Source organism: Coriobacteriia bacterium (assembly GCA_013336165.1).
GTDB lineage: Bacteria > Actinomycetota > Coriobacteriia > Anaerosomatales > JAAXUF01 > JAAXUF01.
In genome coordinates, this window is the sequence record JAAXUF010000003.1 from 223,458 (window position 1) to 238,632 (window position 15,175).

The window sequence follows — 15,175 nt, forward strand, 5'->3', positions numbered from 1 at the left end:
ACAAAGCGTATATACCCTGCTTGCTCTGCAAACCTCGGAGCGCAACACGGGATTACTGGCTGGACGTCAAGTCCGCGCTGAGGATATAGCGGTCCGGCGCACTGCCGATAAAGTCGAATGGATAGCAGGTGGTCACGGTCAGAACGGCGTGATCCGCAGGCACAATGACGGTCGTGTCATCTTGGTGGACGATCCAGATGCGCTTGATCTCGTAGGTGAACGTGCCTGCCGATGTCTTCACAATGAACTGATCGCCTATCTGCAGCGAGCCCAGCCCTACGAAGACCGTATCGCGATGACCGGAGAGAACACAGTTGTCTTCCTCCCCAGGCAGCGCGGTTTGTGCGAAGTGCCCTACACCTCGCTTCAAGTCGTCCGCATCGGTGCCCTCGATGATGGGCAGAATACGATTCATGGCAGGTATCGAGAGACTGCCTATGATTTCACCCGCAGACGGATACTCCGAGTAGAGGACGGCCTTGGGGCTAGCGGTTGCGGCGACGGACGCAACGTCCGATGCCGCAGAAGCCACGCCGTAGCCCGGCGACCATTGGTCCACAGAGTCAATGCTTGCGCGAGTGAAGAAACTGGCCGAGACGTCAGACGATGACACGGATTGCTCATAGATATTCGCCCCTGCCCAGCAGGCACCGGCGACCCCTAAGACCAACAATCCCTTGAACAGCATCGCCATCGAGCGTGAAGAACCCACCCTATTCAGCGGGCCTTCGCGAGGTTCTCCACCAGCCAAGAGCACCAAAGAGCGCCAAGACGCTCGCTGCGAAGAGCATGCTATACCAAGGTGTGGAAGTGATCGGAAGCACCCCACCTGTAACGGTCGTTCCAGCCGTGCCATCCGGAGTCGTTCCACCCGTGACGGCCTCACAGAAACCATTCGTGATGGTATTGGTGTCCAGCGTGACCGAGCCATTCCGCGCCAGCAACTGTCCTTGCACCGTTGCGCCGGTCTGGGCCGCGATGGATGTCAATGCGAAGATGTGCCCAACGAAGTGGGAGTTCGTTCCCAAGGTCGCCGAGCTTCCGACCTTCCAGAATACCCGGCAGTACCGGGCGCCATTAATGATGCTTACACTGCTGCCCGATGCTGTGATGAGTGTGGAGGCTGTCTTGAATATGAAGACGCCATCGGGATCTCCTTGGGCGTCCAGTGTGAGAGTGCCCGTTATCTGGAACGTCCCGCTCTCGGAATCGTAGACCCCGGGAGTCAAGGTAGTCCCACCGAGCTCAGTGGGGATGCGAGTGACCGGCGTTCTACCGGCAGCGTCGTCGTAAGCGGTCACCAAATCGTCCTTGGCCTTGCTTGCGACTGCATCAGTCAAGTGCACAGCCCCACTCAGCGTCACGCCCGCCTGTCCGGGAAACGCAGTGCCCGGGAAGAGCCCTACATCTCCGCCGGCACTTCCACTGATCGTGGTCGATCCCGTATTCGTGATAGTCTCGCCGGCCAATATCGCAAAGGATGAAGTCGTTCCGAGGTTCACTGTCGGCTGAGCGGCTAAGCCCACTGTAGGCACCGCCATCATGGACACCAGCGCAACTACCAACAATAGCCCTCCGCGCTGCATCTTCTTGAGCAGCTTCATTATTCATCCCCTTTGTCCTGCTGTCTGACTGCGCGTCCAGCAGCTACCGAACGCATCAAGTCGACAGCTGTTGTGCCGCAAGCGACCCTCGGCTTCCAATTGCTCATTGCCGGTGATCTTGCCGACAGTCTCCTTGACCTTACCGCTCGCTTGATCGGCCTTGTTCTTCATCTTGTCGTCGACTACTATCAAGGGTCATCATTTCGGCGTTCACTTATCGTGCTTACCCTGGATGCGGGTGGCCCAAACAGCGGCACCTTGCGGGAACTCACACAGAGCGGCCTCCCACTGCACGGCCGCATATGGGCCATCGTCAACAGCGTATAGTTGGTTCTGCCATGCCCGGGCCCTTAGACAGCAGGAAACGCCCCAATAGGAGGCGCTTCCAGGGAAGTCGATGGCGGACCGTCGTGAACGACAATTTCGCCCTAGCACCGCAAGGCAAGCAGTCTCATTACTGCGTCCGAGTGATCTCCTCAGCTCAGCCTCCGGCACCAACCGCGGTAGATCGACCCGCTACCGCTTGGAGGCATCCTTTACGTTGTCGACGGCGTCTTTGACCGTCTTCTTGAGGTCGTCAACCTTCTCTGCTACTTTTGCTTTGCCACTCTGTAGGCGACCCTCGACCTCCAACTGCCTGTTGTCGGTGACCTCGCCGACGGTCTCCTTGACCTTGCCGATCGCTTGGTTGACTTTGTTCTTCGCTTTGTCGCTGATGGCCATTGCGGCTCCTCTTGTAGGTGTGCGTTGAGAGTACGTACCCCAAAACGCTAATGGGTGCTCGGCGCTCTGGAACTGCGGTTGGTTACTCGGGCACTGTCCCTACTTGATCATCATCGTTCTCTCTCCGCTTGGCGCATGGCGTTGTTGCCCGCCTCATCCATCGTCCAGAAACTGCGGCCAATGATGTAGTTGTCCCCGAGGTCTTTCCACGAAGAGAAGGTAGACTGCATGAGCCGCGCTGCCGGCATGATCCTCTGCCACGCCTCGCCCTCCAAAGAACCGGTGAGGGCGCGGTAAGCGCGGCCCGACTCCTGCCTACTCTGCTTTCACCTCATCGGATGGCTACGAGTGACAGATGTGGCACTGGAAGACATTCTCATGGTGGCAGCTCCCACACACGGCCATGGCTTTGGTGGCAAGGTTTGCATTCGATACATGCATCTGATGGCAGTTAGTACATTCGATAGCGACATGTTCAGTCTTTGCGGGAAGGGCATGCGGATTGACCACCGTGCCGTTAGCGTCAGTGAGTACTTTGCTGTTTACTGTGTTCGCGGCGAGATCAGCCTGCTTGTGGCAATCCAAGCACACACTGGAGCCCACCGATGTATTTGTCAGCCGGGTAGGCATTGTCGAGCTGGCGGTCGCACCACTATGGGCGGTTGTGAGCGTAGTCACGTCGCTGTGGCAGATGGTACAGGTGGCACCTGTGTGCTTGGACACGAGACAGCTTAAGTCTGTAGTCGACGAACCCTCCGTCTTATGACAGGTGGCGCAGTTCGACTTCATGGACCAAGGCACGACTACGGTGGTGGTGCTTTCGGAGGAGCTGGTGTCAGACGGATTTCCGGTAGTCCCACCACAGCCTGTAAGCACGGACAGCATGACAGCGAGACACACAGCACCCACTAAGGCAACGACGCAAGCTCGCTGGTTTGTCATCATTGATGTGCCTTCCCTAGCTTGTCGATTTCAGCTCATGCCCCGACGACCGTGCAGGCCTAGGAGTCCCCTAGCAGGATGATTGACTGCGCGCAAACAGGGGTTGATGTGCAGCCCTCGGTCCGTAGAACTGCCCCCAAGGGAGATCTGGCTCCGTCTTTCAGAACCAGCTCTCCTTGGGGGCCCGTAACGCTTGGTGCTCGTGCGCTCGAAGGAGCCTAGAGGGCCTTCTCTGCTGCAGCTGCCTCTCCGGAAATCCGGCCGAAGTTCAGAATCTCGGACCAGTTCTGGCCGTAGATCGTGTACGTTTGCCCCGCAGATTCGCCAAACGCCCCAGTTGCATACAAACGGGGAATCACAGTGCCTTTGGTGTCGAGGATCTGGCTCTTCGCGTTCTTCCGCGGACCTCCAAGTGTGTTGTAAAGAGATGGCATGAGACGGAGCGCGTAATAGGGAGGCTTGTCCAGCGGAACAAGATTCGGTTTGCCGGCGTCCACTGCGGGACGTCCGAACTGCGGATCGTTGCCAGCCGCGCAATTGCGATTATACGTCGCAATAGTATTTGCCAAGGCAGCTCCAGTCATAACGAAGCCCTCATTTGCGCTGTTCGCATTGATCTTCTTTGCAAGATCCTCAAGCGTGTCGGCTTTGAGTATGTAGCCAGCCGTTATCTCTGCCGCATTATCAGTGCTCCACTCCTGCGAGAGACCGCCGTCTGCTGGATCAACAGCTCGAATCCCGGAGTTGGCAGAGGGCTTGAAGATGGGGCCGGCGGCTATGACCTTGCTGTCAAAAACAGAATAGAACGGAGTATCTCGGAAAGCGCCATTTACCTGCTGGTTACTCGTATCCCAAGCGTCGTAGTCCAAGTAGCTGCGGTGGCCAAGAGGGCCGCCCGCTTTGTTCGGATTCTCACAAAGAAAACGGTTACCCAGCTTGTTGATGAAGACATAGCTCATGGCAGGCCAACCGGCGCCGTTGATACCAGTTCGCAGTTCAAAAATCTTGGGATACTGGAAACCGTAGCCCTGAGAGCAGACGTTGTTCATGTGCCAAAGATCTGCTCCGATCGCCTGACACATCTTGATGCCGTCTCCGGTGTTGAGCGGCCATGCGAGACCAGCCATGGGGTAGATCCGGCCGTATTCGAACAGCATCTGCGCGTTGCCCTCAAATCCGCCGCAGGCGAGAATCACCGCTTTCTTGGCGTGGATAGCGACTTTCTTGTCGCCCTGAAGAGCATTTATGCCAATGACCGCACCGCTGGCGTCTCGAACAATGTCGGTAGCTCGCGTGTTGGTGACCAGTTTACCGCCCTTGCCCGTGACATAGGGAATCATGGTACTCAGGTAGTAGGCTCCCCCGCGCACGGTAGTTGGATTGACAGGATCGGCAATCTGGATAGCCTGCAACCCTGAGGCGCCAGGGAAGTTGGGAAAGTCAGGGCCATAGCCCTTTTGGAGGGTGAAGTTGATCTTGTGGTCGGTGAGCCACTTCGTCATGGTGGTGCCGGCAGTGGCCCACGCACGCTCAATCGCCTCATCGATGAAGCCCAAGTTCTGTGCATTGAGGTACTTAACCGCAGCATCGACATCAGAAATCATGCAGCCATTCCCACCAGAAGAACGTGTGCACCCGTAGCCGGTCTTGCTCTCCACGCTGGCTTTCTCGATGACAAGCACTTGAGAACCCGCATCAAGAGCAGCGGTGGCAGCTGTTATTCCTGCTCCTCCAGCCCCAACAACAAGGACCTCTGTCTCCATATCCCACTTGATGGAGGTTGTGGAGTTCGTCGGAGAGGCGCTTCCACACCCGGCCAGCAATCCTGCCGAGGCAATACCCGCTCCCACTGTCCCCACGACAAACGAACGACGGCTGATACCTTGCTTCATGTCCATCCTCTTCTCCACTCGTCAGTGCCCATTCCTTCAAGGGGAATCGTCTGCAGCCGGATCGGTCGCTTGATAGACGATATCGCCCATGCGATCATGAATGCTCGCGGACGCGGTGTCGTCCGCCAACACAGGTGAATTCCGCCTGCAACGGCGCATCTCACCAACAGTGGGTGAGGGGAAGAGGCCTTCTTCGATGATTCCCATTGACAGAAGCGAACGAGTCCCGCATGGAGTCGGCACCTCTCCTTGGTCGACAGCAGTGTTGACCCTTGGATTCTCGTGCTTCTGGGCTTGGGAGACGACGGTGATCTATGCCCCCGGCCTTCTTGACAGTACAGAAAGCATCGGTTCGACCAACTGGTACATAAACAGCATATTCGTAAGCGTGATCTACCTGACCATATTCCTTGCATCGGGCATTCTACACCCTCGAATCAACGCGCGATGGGTGGCACTTACTGCGCTCGGCTGTGCACTCTTCGGCAGCCTTCTGCTCATAGCAATCAGCCTAACGCCTTCGGTCCCACTAGACAGAGCTGCTATTCGCTTGACTGCAAACAGTTTTGTCGCACTTGCTACGGTGTTGCTGGCGATACTGTTGATGTCCGTCTTGTCTCGGCATAGGGACGCTGCTCGCCGAAGTTTCGTAGTTCTCGGTGGAGGTGCGTTCGGTCTCGCCTTGTACGTCGTGATCAGCGGACTCCCAATCGCTCTGCTATCTATTTCCGCGCTACTGCTACCTATTGCAGCCGTGATATGCCTGTTCGTCATCAATACATCAGACACTCTGAACGTGAGATTGCCAGAAGCCAAGCAAGCACGCGTCCTACCGTATTGGCTATTGTGTGTCTTGTTTATATTCGCCTTTGCCATAAACTTCATTAGAAGTAGTTTGCCAATGTCCGTGAGCGATACTGGCGTATTCTCAGTTGTTACATTATTGGTAATGATAGTATTTGTATTAAATACTATCTTGGAAAGACTATCGAAATCATCAATAATACACTACAGCGTCATGGTATTAGTGACTGCTGTCGTATTCCTAAATGTATTTCATCTTATTACTACGAATGTTATATCTATACTATCTATTTCAGCTTTCTTTATATATGTTGCACTACTTTACAATACAATATCTGACTATGTTGCTCATAATCTATACAATGGTGTCAGAGTAATATCTGCTTGTTTAACCGCAAATTGCATAGGTCTGGTGTTGGGGGGGCAGATCGCAATCTACTTCGCTGGGCAGCAAAGAGTTATCGCTGTAGTTTCGATCTTGATATCGTACGGTATTGTCGTTGCTGGAACAGCATATTTTTCGAGAATCGCCGGCTCGCGCCGGCACACTGCTCTTGATGAGCATGCGATTGTCAATGCCGCTGTTTCCACTCATATTGCTGGCGACGATACTCATATTCTTGACATCATTCGCAGCCGATGTGAGGAATTCACAAATACGTACGGACTCACCAAGAGGGAGCGGGAAGTCATGTATCGCCTCTCGCTTGGTAAGACACTGCACACAATCTCTGAGGAATTGCATTTGAGCGTTAACACTGTCAAGAGTCATCAACTTCACATATATCAAAAACTGAAGATTCACACTCGCGAACAGCTCCTGAATGAGATTCTTGGGGCGGATGATCCTGAGAACTGCGACCTGTGAGTCAGCAGCATGGATTTCTGGTCAAAGTGCTCGCCCCTGAGATCGCTTGATCGCCGCAGACACTTGCAGACTGCATGATCATTCTTGGAAGCAACGATGCCGTTTGATGGCTGGTAACTCCGGCAAGGAGATGTGCGTGATGACTCCTCTTGAGGTGGCTCGACTCAGGCTGGCAAACCAACAGATCACCACGCACGCCGGTGAAACTCCGCAGGATGTTGTGGCCACACTCGGTGGAATTCAGGCTCAGGAGTACTGGAGCGCGCTTTGGGCGGTTGGCCTGCGTTTGGACAAGACAACCAAACCCGATATCGAACAGGCGCTGACCAGCGCCGCGATAGTGCGCACATGGGCGATGCGAGGCACTCTGCATTTCGTGGCCGGTCAAGACGTCCGGTGGATTCTTGATTTACTTGGGCCTCGAGTGATTGCCGGTAGTACCTACCGGCGCAAGCAGCTGGAGATTGACGATCTCATCCTTGCCCAAAGCCGCAATTTGTTCGAGGCGGCACTCGCTGATGGCGGAGTGCTTGCGCGTTATGAAGCGATGAGTCTCCTTGAGCATGCCGGCATCAACACAAGCGGACAGCGAGGGATCCATATCTTGCGGCATCTATCGCTTGAAGGTCTTCTCTGCCAGATGGCGTCTGAAGGACGGCAGTCAACGTTTGGCCTGCTCGATGTGTGGGTGCCCCAATCAAGGACCATGGATCGTGAGGATTCCTTGGCACAGTTGGCCTATCGCTACTTCAGCAGTCACGGACCGGCGACGCTTAGGGACTTCGCCTGGTGGTCGGGTCTGATGGTTGCCGACGCCAAGGTTGGGATCGGGTTGGCGGCAGCTCGACTGGCAAACGAGAGGATCGGCGATACGACGTACTGGATGCCCGCCAAGTCATTCTCGGCGCAGGTGACCGAGCGAAGGGTGCATATCCTTCCGGGATTTGACGAATACATCTTGGGCTATGCCGATCGTGAGATCGCGCTCGACGTCATCGCAGCTCAGAAGATTGTTCCCAGCAGCAATGGGGTCTTTCGCCCCGCCGTCGTAGTCGATGGGCGTGTTGTCGGCACATGGAAGCCCGGGAACCGGAAGACCGCCTCGTCCGTAGAGATCTTCTCGCCCATGGACCCCGCCGATGCAAGAAGGCTCAACGAAGCCTTGAGCGAATATGACAGGTTTGCGGGGAGGAGTGCGGCAAGCGCAGTCCGGCTCCTGCCCAATTGATCTCCTCACGTCAACAGCCGTAATCGCTCCTTGGCAACGCGAACCTCGGCCTGCATCCCATAGCCGAACTCAACTCGATCCGCCTCGATCCCGTCACCGAATATGACTCCACCCGAGTCCATCTCCGAAGTTACCCGAAGAACTGCCCTAGCGCCAAGTAACCCGGACGTCAGCTCCACACCACTGACGCCGCTCGCGAATGCTTCGCGGACTAGGAAGGCTGCCGCTGGCTCGGACGGGTTGGGTAGGGTCGGTGGACACACAAGTCCACGATAGATCGAGGATGCCCATCCCGTGGCACCGGTTCCGGTAGCCACGATCATGCCGCTGGACATGTGCCTCTCTGCCCTTCCCCCAACTTCCAGACGGTAGCGCGCAGTCTGATGCGAAACATGGCCGAGAAAGACCTCGTTGAGCGCGAGCAGCCGCTGCCCGTCGTCGAGGCAACACTCCACGAGAGTGAGCTCGTCTACGGGCGCAGATCCGGTGGCAGCGACCGTCAACAACCTCTCGGCCTGCGCCGGATCGTGCCTGACGAGAATGCCATCGTATGCTTTCGGATCAGGGTTGAGTCCGACTACTACTTGACCTGACAAGTACTTCGCCACGTTGGCAACCAGCCCATCCTGCCCAAGAGCCACGACGATATCGGATGGTTCAAAAAGGAACCGATCGAGTTCTTCTCGGCGGACTCGCGCAACGCGCCAGGCAGATGGCACGGCGCCGATAACGTAACGCCGGGCCATCTCGAATCGTTCATGCTGCTGCTCCAACACCTCTATCGCTTGGCCACGCGCCTCAAGGAAGAAGCGCACCTGCTCGCGCGTTGCGTGACGCCCTATCAGCATTTCGTATTGCGTCGCTCTCGTCACAAGGACGACGCGCGGGGCAAGAGTGGCCATCGCTCACGCCTCCAGCCGCCTCGTCGCCGCGCCCAAGAGATCACCCAGCAGTGGCGAGAGTAGATCTGGCGTGATATTGAGATGGTCGATCCGATCCAGTTTGGAAGCGAACTCCCGCAATGCGAGCCCAACCATCACTTCGCGGGGCAGATTCCGATAGATGCCCATCATCTGCTGCTCGACCTCGACACGGACTCCCTCAATCAGCCGAAGACTCTCCGCCTCGGCCTGCGAGCTGATGCGCTTGTGCTCAGCGCCGGCCTCGACACGAATACGCTCGGCTTCTGTCTCGTCACGCGCCTTGCTTCGGTCGTTGGCGCCCTGTTGGTCAATCAACTGCTCCTCGCGCTTGGCGAGTTCGATCTGGTTTTGCAGCTCATTCTCCGCAATCGCCCGTTCCTTCTCTACCGCCGACGCCCGCCGATGGAAGAGCGCCTCATCAGCACTCTGCTGAATCGCTTCACGCACCGGAGTCTGCAGCGCCTTCTCCATCTCCGAGGAAGGCCTTACCGAAGAGATCCGCACGGTTGCGACCTCAAGACCCATTTCGGCGAGGCCCGGTTCTCCAACGAGACCCTCCGCAATCTTCTCGCGAAGAGCACTGACGCCTTCGGCCAGCACGTCCGCGAGTCTCCTTTCGGCAATCCAATCGAGCGCGATTTCCTGGCTCACTCGTGTGAGGAGTCCGGCAACCTGTTGCAGGGGCTCGCTTGCCCACCGCCCGCTGTCGAGTGCTATGTGGAAGTCGAGTCGATTCACAAGCACATTGGGATCGATCACGCGCCAAGTGACAACACCCTGGACGTAGACCTCCTGGAAATCGAGGCTGACTCCCTGGAATGTCAGAGTGAGCTGTCTGTCATCCATCGGTACCTCGGCAACGGCGGTCGAGAGTGGATGAAACCAGAACGCGAGTCCCCTGCCTCTCTGAACCGCCGCACCCTTGCGGTAGCGTACGACTTGCATCGACGGCTCAGACCTCAGGTGGCGAAGAACCGGGTAGTTGCGTATCTCGGCCATGACTATCTCCTTTCAGCCTCGGCGGCCTCACACCGCCGAAAGGTGGATGAACCGGTAGAGTTCGGCGGGCCGATGCTCAACGTCGTCCTCGCGCTCGCCAGTCGCTTCGAGCTGGTCGGATGCAAGCATCCGACGACGGAACGAATCCTTGTTGAGTGGCCGCCCGAGGATAGTCTCGTGAACATCCTGCAGCCGACGCAGAGTGAAGCGTTCAGGCAGCAGCTGGAATCCGATCGGCGAGTAGTCGAGCTTGCCGCGGAGGCGTTTGACCGCCATGCCGAGAATCTCGGCGTGGTCGAACGCAAGCGGAAGCCGGCTGCCTTGGCTGTCAACAACTTCGACCGGCCCACCAGCTTCGCCCTCCCACGGAACTCGAACACGGCGCAAGTCCGCGTCACCAAGGCGCTCCGGAGCGACAAGCGCGTAGTGGGTGACACTGATGACGCGCGTTCGCGGATCGCGTTCCGGCGCTCCAAACGTATAGAGCTGCTCAACGAAGACGTTCGAGATCTGCGCCTTTGTGGCGAGCGCACGACGTGCGGCCTCATCGAGCGATTCATCGGTCCGAACGAACGTTCCTGGCAGCGCCCACTTGCCCTGCTGAGGAGGTTCGTCGCGCTCCACAACCAGCACGCGAAGCACCCCGTCAAACACAGACAGCAGGACGACATCTACCGCAACTGATAGGCGCTCGAACTGGGTGCTGTCGTATGTGGCGAGGAACTCTCGGTCATCCATTTCTGCCTCCTGGTCAACTTATCTTCATTTAGCATATATGCATATCACATATATGTAAAGGGCTTCATGATGTCCGGATAACCTGTAGATGATGGCCGCTATTCATCACTGCGCTCCTGCCATTCTGCGTCGCCTACGTCGCTCGATGCCATTGGTCGGCTGCCGCGAAGTCCTGGACGGCAACGGGGCTCTCGGCGCTCGTCGGCATTCTGGCAATCGTAAATGCCGGCGTTACGCTCGACGTGCAGAACATCACCGTGCTGATCACGATCGCCACCGGCGGCACGAAGATCGCCTACGATATCTTCCGAAGTTCCGGGATCACAAGCTGCTGGTTAGACGAACTCTTGGCGGCAGGATCCGACATAACCCCCACACAGTGACTTAAGGTACAAGGAACCTCCAAGGGACCATCTGAACGGTCTTGTAACCGTGAACAAGCGTCTAGCGCCCGAACGATGACCTGCGAGCGAAGCGCCTCAGGTTGGACCATCTCCATTGGCAGTCTGGCGCCGACCACCAGCATCGGCCTATATAGGAGCGAATCTGGTGGACTCGGACAACTTCCGCTCCAGACCATCCAAGATCTCGACTAGATCGACGTTCGACTCCGCTTGCAGGCCCAATGCGTGCGCGATCCCATCGGCGTCAGTACTCACACGTTCCTTGAGTACCAATTCTAGGGAATCACCGCGGTCCTCGAGTCCGTAGGCGTGGAAGTGCATCGCATCTCCCGCAGATGGAGGAGCGCATAGGTGGGCGCCTCGGATACTCCGCTGCTCGGCGGCCCTCTCCTGAGCTTCCTTCAGACTTGATCTTGCTTTGTCCAGAAACCCCATCAGATCCCCCCGATCTCATGGCAGCTATGGTGCCGCCCTTGGTTGAAAGTACCACTTCGGACTGACCTGCGAGAAGGGCAGGACAGTGAATTGCCGCGTGCTGCCACATAGTTTCGCGGCGTCATAGGATGAAATAGGATATTTCAAGTATCACAGACAACAAGAAACGCCCCCTTCCGGGGGCGTTTCCGCAGGTAAACGATGGTGGCCAGAGACGGACTTGAACCGCCGACACGGGGATTTTCAGTCCCTTGGGAGCATCATCAGACGCTTGTGTAGGTTGTCATAGCTTTCCACCGTTGCCCCGTTCTTGCAGGTCAAAAGCTCTTTATGTTCCCATAGGTATACATACGCTGTCATAGCGTTTCAACCTACAGACAGGCTGCGCCGCACTGAAACTGCACTATTTTGTCTTCCAACACTCGTAGTGGTATTTTCACCAGATCGGCGAATAACGGGGGGCTCGATAGTAATGGGACTTTTCAGCGCGCTCAAGGGCGCTTTAGGTCGACCGGAAGAGCATGACGAAAGCAGCGCGGTCCTAATCCGCTATGCCTCGCCGGACTGGGCACCCGAGGCGAAGAAATACTGCGCGGATCTACCTATCATCGATCCGAGCGGGAACTGTAACAGATGGAATCCGCCGGACGAGATCAACAAGGGTTGGATGGTCGCTTCCTTCGTAATGCTCGTTGGCTCAACCTTCAGTGATCGTCAGGAAACAATCGCCAGTCTTGCACTCGGAGAGCGGCTATGGGTCTTTCATGAGCAGCATAATCCTCATGACAAGAACGCGGTTCTCATTCTGACAGCTGACGGGGATGAGATCGGACATCTACCTCGAGAGCAGGCGGCCGAGTTCGCCCCGAAGATCGACGCTTGCGAATCCGGCTGGACCGCGTTTGTGGCGGAAGTGCATCCTCCACATGATCGGTACCAATACGCTGTGAAGATTTGGCTATGCGAGCCGAGAAAACGCAACGCGGCAACGCGTCCTCTAGCCACCCAAGAAATGGGGGAATCATGAAGTGTGCCACCTGCAAGGAGTCCTACGACGAAGCGTTTGATGGCTGCCCCAAGTGCGCCGCGACACGTGAGCGGCAGATGGGGACCATCACGCGAAGCCTCAAGTGGATCACGGCGATTATGGTAATCGGCGGCCTTATCGCGTTCATGGAGTTGCTTACGTAGCATCCCGCTTCACCCAGCACCCAATTGAGGGCGCAAAACGTACACATGGGCTTGTCACCTTGGAATCAAATTATTCCGATTTGATTCCTGCGCTGTGTTCCCGCAGGTCAGAAGCCCGATGTGTATTTTGCTGCATTATTAATGTCTGGAAAGCCACACTGCCTGTTTTGCCCCCTCACTTGAGGAGGAAAAAGAGGCAGTCTCAGACTGACTCTTAATGCTTGACGAACATGAGAGGGTCAAGCGATGTGAATATGCGGTAGGTCTTGGCTCGAAAAGTCAACTGCAAGTGCAAAGAACGCGCCCCGGGTTCACTAGGGCACGTTCTTTGTCTTTCCGGAGCCGCTTCGCAGCCCCGGATAGCGGCGGCCGGCGCAGGCGGGACGCTGTTGGAGTCAGCATAATGCCCGCCTTCGCCGCGCTCTGGTGGGAGATCACCTGCGCGAGCTTTGACGCCGGTCGGCCTTCCCCGCGTCAGCATGCCGCAGGGTTATCGCGTAGCAGGTGGCCGTCCTGCCACGCAAACTGGTATCAGTCGGTGGTCTCAGGCTTGATGGGATCGCTGGCCTTCTTGCGGCGGGTCAGGCATTTGGGGGCGTTGTAGCAGCGATACTCGTCGAGCTCGTCACGCACCTCGCTGATCTGCCTCTCGAAGCTCCTGCGTAGGTCACCAACCTCTTCGAGGTGCTTGAGTTGCATCGTCTTGAGCGTCAACTCCATTTCGGTCTTGACGACGGCGACCCGCTTCTCGGATTCCTTTTCGACAAGTTCCACGATTCGATCGCGTACAACGTCGTCCGCCTTCGTGAGATCGATCTGCGTAGACACCTGCTCTCGGCGATCCTTCTGCTTGCCGAGCTTATAGGCACCAAACCCGGTCAGTGCACTGAGGCTGAAGGTGCCTATCGCAATGAGGGCGCCAACGAGTTCAGGGCTCACTTCGCCACCTCGAGCACAATCCTCGAGAAGGACTGCTCGACGATCTTCCACGTGTCGGGAACCACCACGGGCGGCGCGACCTCGATGCCGCATGAGAACGCCACGCCTTCCGGCAGCCAGTGGTCAGCTGCGGCGTTCTGCGCCTCGATGTTCGACACCGTGTAGAGGTGAGCGTCTCCTTGAGCGAGACGCTTGACGCTCGCCCCACGCGTCCCGACATAGGCGACGATACCCTCGTCTCTGACTCCTTCACGCGCCTTCACGATCGCGTACTCCTCAGCTGATGCCGTGTAGAAGTGGAAGCCTTCGGGCAGCCACAGCCGATGCAGGGGAAGCGTGTTGGTCGGATCGGTGAGCGAAACGTCGAAGCCGACACCCTCATACTCGTGACCGCTCTTGCGCGCCTCGTCCTGCGAGGAGGTATAGAAGAAGTTGCCGTTGCCGCCTCGCAGCCTATAGAAGCGTAGCCATCCGGTCGGTGCCTCTGGAAAGTCCATCGGTGCCTCCATTCCGTAATACTCTGCTGTGACTTCCGCGAGAAAGAATCCCCACTGCGGGATGATGAGGTGCGGACAGTACTTGCCACTCGTGCCGTACTGCATCCAGCTCTGGTGCGTGACGACTGCCCGGCCGGGGAAGAGTCCGAGATCGTGGCAGAGCTTCGCCGCAAGCCACGCGCCGTTCTGGATTGCCAGCGCCGTGAGCGCCGGATCCGTGTACTCGCAGATCTCGATGCCGATTGAGGTGGTGTTGCCCGGAGTGGTTCCTGCGTGCCAGCCCTGCTCATCGAGAGGAAGATGCTGGACCGCCGAGTCTGCGTCGACGGTGAAGTGCCACGAGATCGCCCGTCCGCTCTCGAGGTAGTCCGCGTGGTTCTCGGCTGTGGCGTCCGGATTCTCGGTGTTGTGAATCGTGATGGTGCGTTCACCAACCAGCTTGTAACCGGGGCGGCCATAAGCGCGGCCGAGCGGAAGGATCCTGACTGCGATCGGTACTGCCACGACTTCCTCCTCCGATCATCTCTCACGGACAAGATCAGCGTGCGAGATGTGTCACCCCATCGTGTAGGAGGTGTCAGCCCCTACCCTTCGCGCTTCGCGAGTTGCGCCAGGGCGATGTCGAGGCTATACGGCGCGTTGTCGAGCTCGAGCGCAACGATCTTGTCTCCGGTGCACGTGGTCTTCTTGACGATGCAGTCCACGTATCCATCCGGTAGGCCGAGGAGTCGCACCATCTTGCCTGGGCGGATGTTGGGAAGGTAGACATCGGCACCGGTGTTGGTGCGCACGTACCTCGTGGTGACGGTTCCCTTCACCTGCTTGCGTCCGTTGTCGGTGAGGTAGAGCTGTCCCAGGGCTGTGGCTGTGCTGCTCGAGGTGGTGTCCACCGTGAGGTCGCCGTATCTCGTGATGCCCAGCGCCACGAGCGGGTGAGTCGGATCGGTATCGGTCACGTCGACGTAGAGCTCTTTGCTGTTGACGTCGT

At 57.3% G+C, this 15,175-nt stretch carries 18 protein-coding genes; 5 read left to right on the forward strand and 13 right to left on the reverse strand.

The annotated features are described in order from the left end of the window. Window positions 1–52: 52 nt before the first annotated feature. From HGA39_03995 to HGA39_04025, 7 genes are all read right to left on the reverse strand, one after another. Entirely contained in the window at window positions 53–688 is a 636-nt protein-coding gene (locus HGA39_03995) for a class D sortase (GenBank protein ID NTW28509.1), read from the reverse strand. Window positions 689–713: 25 nt separating this feature from the next. Continuing rightward, window positions 714–1,586, reverse strand: coding sequence for a DUF3494 domain-containing protein (locus tag HGA39_04000; GenBank protein ID NTW28510.1), 873 nt, complete (start codon window positions 1,584–1,586; stop codon window positions 714–716). Between the two features lie 21 nt (window positions 1,587–1,607). Next, a complete protein-coding gene (locus HGA39_04005; protein ID NTW28511.1) occupies window positions 1,608–1,793 on the reverse strand; it encodes a CsbD family protein in 186 nt (61 codons plus the stop codon). A 327-nt stretch (window positions 1,794–2,120) separates the two neighbouring features. Then, window positions 2,121–2,327 carry a CsbD family protein gene (locus tag HGA39_04010; GenBank protein NTW28512.1) on the reverse strand — a complete coding sequence of 69 codons (207 nt, stop codon included), beginning with the start codon at window positions 2,325–2,327 and terminating at the stop codon, window positions 2,121–2,123. Window positions 2,328–2,437: 110 nt separating this feature from the next. Beyond that, window positions 2,438–2,575, reverse strand: a complete 138-nt coding sequence (locus tag HGA39_04015; GenBank protein NTW28513.1) for a DUF1266 domain-containing protein — start codon at window positions 2,573–2,575, stop codon at window positions 2,438–2,440. Between the two features lie 94 nt (window positions 2,576–2,669). Then, window positions 2,670–3,269, reverse strand: coding sequence for a hypothetical protein (locus HGA39_04020; protein NTW28514.1), 600 nt, complete (start codon window positions 3,267–3,269; stop codon window positions 2,670–2,672). A 218-nt stretch (window positions 3,270–3,487) separates the two neighbouring features. After that, window positions 3,488–5,161, reverse strand: a complete 1,674-nt coding sequence (locus HGA39_04025) for an FAD-binding protein (protein ID NTW28515.1) — start codon at window positions 5,159–5,161, stop codon at window positions 3,488–3,490. A 196-nt stretch (window positions 5,162–5,357) separates the two neighbouring features. Between HGA39_04025 and HGA39_04030 the strand changes: the two genes are divergently transcribed. Both HGA39_04030 and HGA39_04035 read left to right on the forward strand, forming a co-directional pair. Next, window positions 5,358–6,833, forward strand: coding sequence for a LuxR family transcriptional regulator (locus HGA39_04030; protein NTW28516.1), 1,476 nt, complete (start codon window positions 5,358–5,360; stop codon window positions 6,831–6,833). A 139-nt stretch (window positions 6,834–6,972) separates the two neighbouring features. Next, window positions 6,973–8,061 (forward strand): winged helix DNA-binding domain-containing protein, encoded by a 1,089-nt coding sequence (locus tag HGA39_04035; protein ID NTW28517.1) that lies wholly within the window; start codon window positions 6,973–6,975, stop codon window positions 8,059–8,061. A 5-nt stretch (window positions 8,062–8,066) separates the two neighbouring features. Here HGA39_04035 and HGA39_04040 read toward each other — a convergent pair whose 3' ends face one another. The 3 genes from HGA39_04040 to HGA39_04050 are packed head-to-tail and all read right to left on the reverse strand — an operon-like array spanning window position 8,067 to window position 10,721. Further along, complete coding sequence (locus HGA39_04040) at window positions 8,067–8,963, reverse strand: hypothetical protein (protein ID NTW28518.1); 897 nt, start codon at window positions 8,961–8,963, stop codon at window positions 8,067–8,069. Window positions 8,964–8,966: 3 nt separating this feature from the next. Beyond that, the gene (locus HGA39_04045; protein ID NTW28519.1) at window positions 8,967–9,983 is read right to left on the reverse strand and encodes a band 7 protein; all 1,017 of its coding nucleotides are present in this window, start codon (window positions 9,981–9,983) and stop codon (window positions 8,967–8,969) included. 27 nt (window positions 9,984–10,010) lie between these two features. Next, the gene (locus tag HGA39_04050; protein ID NTW28520.1) at window positions 10,011–10,721 is read right to left on the reverse strand and encodes an NUDIX domain-containing protein; all 711 of its coding nucleotides are present in this window, start codon (window positions 10,719–10,721) and stop codon (window positions 10,011–10,013) included. A gap of 242 nt (window positions 10,722–10,963) precedes the next feature. On the opposite strand from HGA39_04050, the gene HGA39_04055 reads away from it, so the two are divergent. The 3 genes from HGA39_04055 to HGA39_04065 all read left to right on the forward strand — a co-directional run bounded on the left by HGA39_04055 (window position 10,964) and on the right by HGA39_04065 (window position 12,751). Then, window positions 10,964–11,104, forward strand: a complete 141-nt coding sequence (locus tag HGA39_04055) for a hypothetical protein (GenBank protein ID NTW28521.1) — start codon at window positions 10,964–10,966, stop codon at window positions 11,102–11,104. Between the two features lie 928 nt (window positions 11,105–12,032). Next, a complete protein-coding gene (locus HGA39_04060) occupies window positions 12,033–12,587 on the forward strand; it encodes a hypothetical protein (protein NTW28522.1) in 555 nt (184 codons plus the stop codon). Then, window positions 12,584–12,751 carry a hypothetical protein gene (locus tag HGA39_04065; protein NTW28523.1) on the forward strand — a complete coding sequence of 56 codons (168 nt, stop codon included), beginning with the start codon at window positions 12,584–12,586 and terminating at the stop codon, window positions 12,749–12,751. The genes HGA39_04060 and HGA39_04065 overlap by 4 nt, the downstream gene beginning before the upstream one ends. Window positions 12,752–13,282: 531 nt before the next feature. On the opposite strand, the gene HGA39_04070 is transcribed toward HGA39_04065, so the two are convergent. The 3 genes from HGA39_04070 to HGA39_04080 all read right to left on the reverse strand — a co-directional run. Further along, window positions 13,283–13,690, reverse strand: a complete 408-nt coding sequence (locus HGA39_04070; protein ID NTW28524.1) for a hypothetical protein — start codon at window positions 13,688–13,690, stop codon at window positions 13,283–13,285. Beyond that, on the reverse strand, window positions 13,687–14,691 hold the full coding sequence (locus HGA39_04075; GenBank protein ID NTW28525.1) for a hypothetical protein: 1,005 nt from the start codon (window positions 14,689–14,691) through the stop codon (window positions 13,687–13,689). The genes HGA39_04070 and HGA39_04075 overlap by 4 nt, the downstream gene beginning before the upstream one ends. A gap of 80 nt (window positions 14,692–14,771) precedes the next feature. After that, window positions 14,772–15,175, reverse strand: a 404-nt coding sequence (locus HGA39_04080) for a hypothetical protein (GenBank protein ID NTW28526.1), incomplete at its 5' end; no start/stop codon positions are given.

What these genes read in the sequence shown, in the direction of transcription:
- HGA39_04045 (NTW28519.1), bottom strand. Translation starts at nt 9,983, where the DNA reads ATGGCCGAGATACGCAACTACCCGGTTCTTCGCCACCTGAGGTCTGAG.
- HGA39_04010 (NTW28512.1), bottom strand. Translation starts at nt 2,327, where the DNA reads ATGGCCATCAGCGACAAAGCGAAGAACAAAGTCAACCAAGCGATCGGC.
- HGA39_04065 (NTW28523.1), top strand. Translation starts at nt 12,584, where the DNA reads ATGAAGTGTGCCACCTGCAAGGAGTCCTACGACGAAGCGTTTGATGGC.
- HGA39_04015 (NTW28513.1), bottom strand. Translation starts at nt 2,575, where the DNA reads ATGCCGGCAGCGCGGCTCATGCAGTCTACCTTCTCTTCGTGGAAAGAC.
- HGA39_03995 (NTW28509.1), bottom strand. Translation starts at nt 688, where the DNA reads ATGCTGTTCAAGGGATTGTTGGTCTTAGGGGTCGCCGGTGCCTGCTGG.
- HGA39_04050 (NTW28520.1), bottom strand. Translation starts at nt 10,721, where the DNA reads ATGGATGACCGAGAGTTCCTCGCCACATACGACAGCACCCAGTTCGAG.
- HGA39_04020 (NTW28514.1), bottom strand. Translation starts at nt 3,269, where the DNA reads ATGACAAACCAGCGAGCTTGCGTCGTTGCCTTAGTGGGTGCTGTGTGT.
- HGA39_04030 (NTW28516.1), top strand. Translation starts at nt 5,358, where the DNA reads ATGATTCCCATTGACAGAAGCGAACGAGTCCCGCATGGAGTCGGCACC.
- HGA39_04060 (NTW28522.1), top strand. Translation starts at nt 12,033, where the DNA reads ATGGGACTTTTCAGCGCGCTCAAGGGCGCTTTAGGTCGACCGGAAGAG.
- HGA39_04025 (NTW28515.1), bottom strand. Translation starts at nt 5,161, where the DNA reads ATGAAGCAAGGTATCAGCCGTCGTTCGTTTGTCGTGGGGACAGTGGGA.
- HGA39_04035 (NTW28517.1), top strand. Translation starts at nt 6,973, where the DNA reads ATGACTCCTCTTGAGGTGGCTCGACTCAGGCTGGCAAACCAACAGATC.
- HGA39_04040 (NTW28518.1), bottom strand. Translation starts at nt 8,963, where the DNA reads ATGGCCACTCTTGCCCCGCGCGTCGTCCTTGTGACGAGAGCGACGCAA.
- HGA39_04000 (NTW28510.1), bottom strand. Translation starts at nt 1,586, where the DNA reads ATGCAGCGCGGAGGGCTATTGTTGGTAGTTGCGCTGGTGTCCATGATG.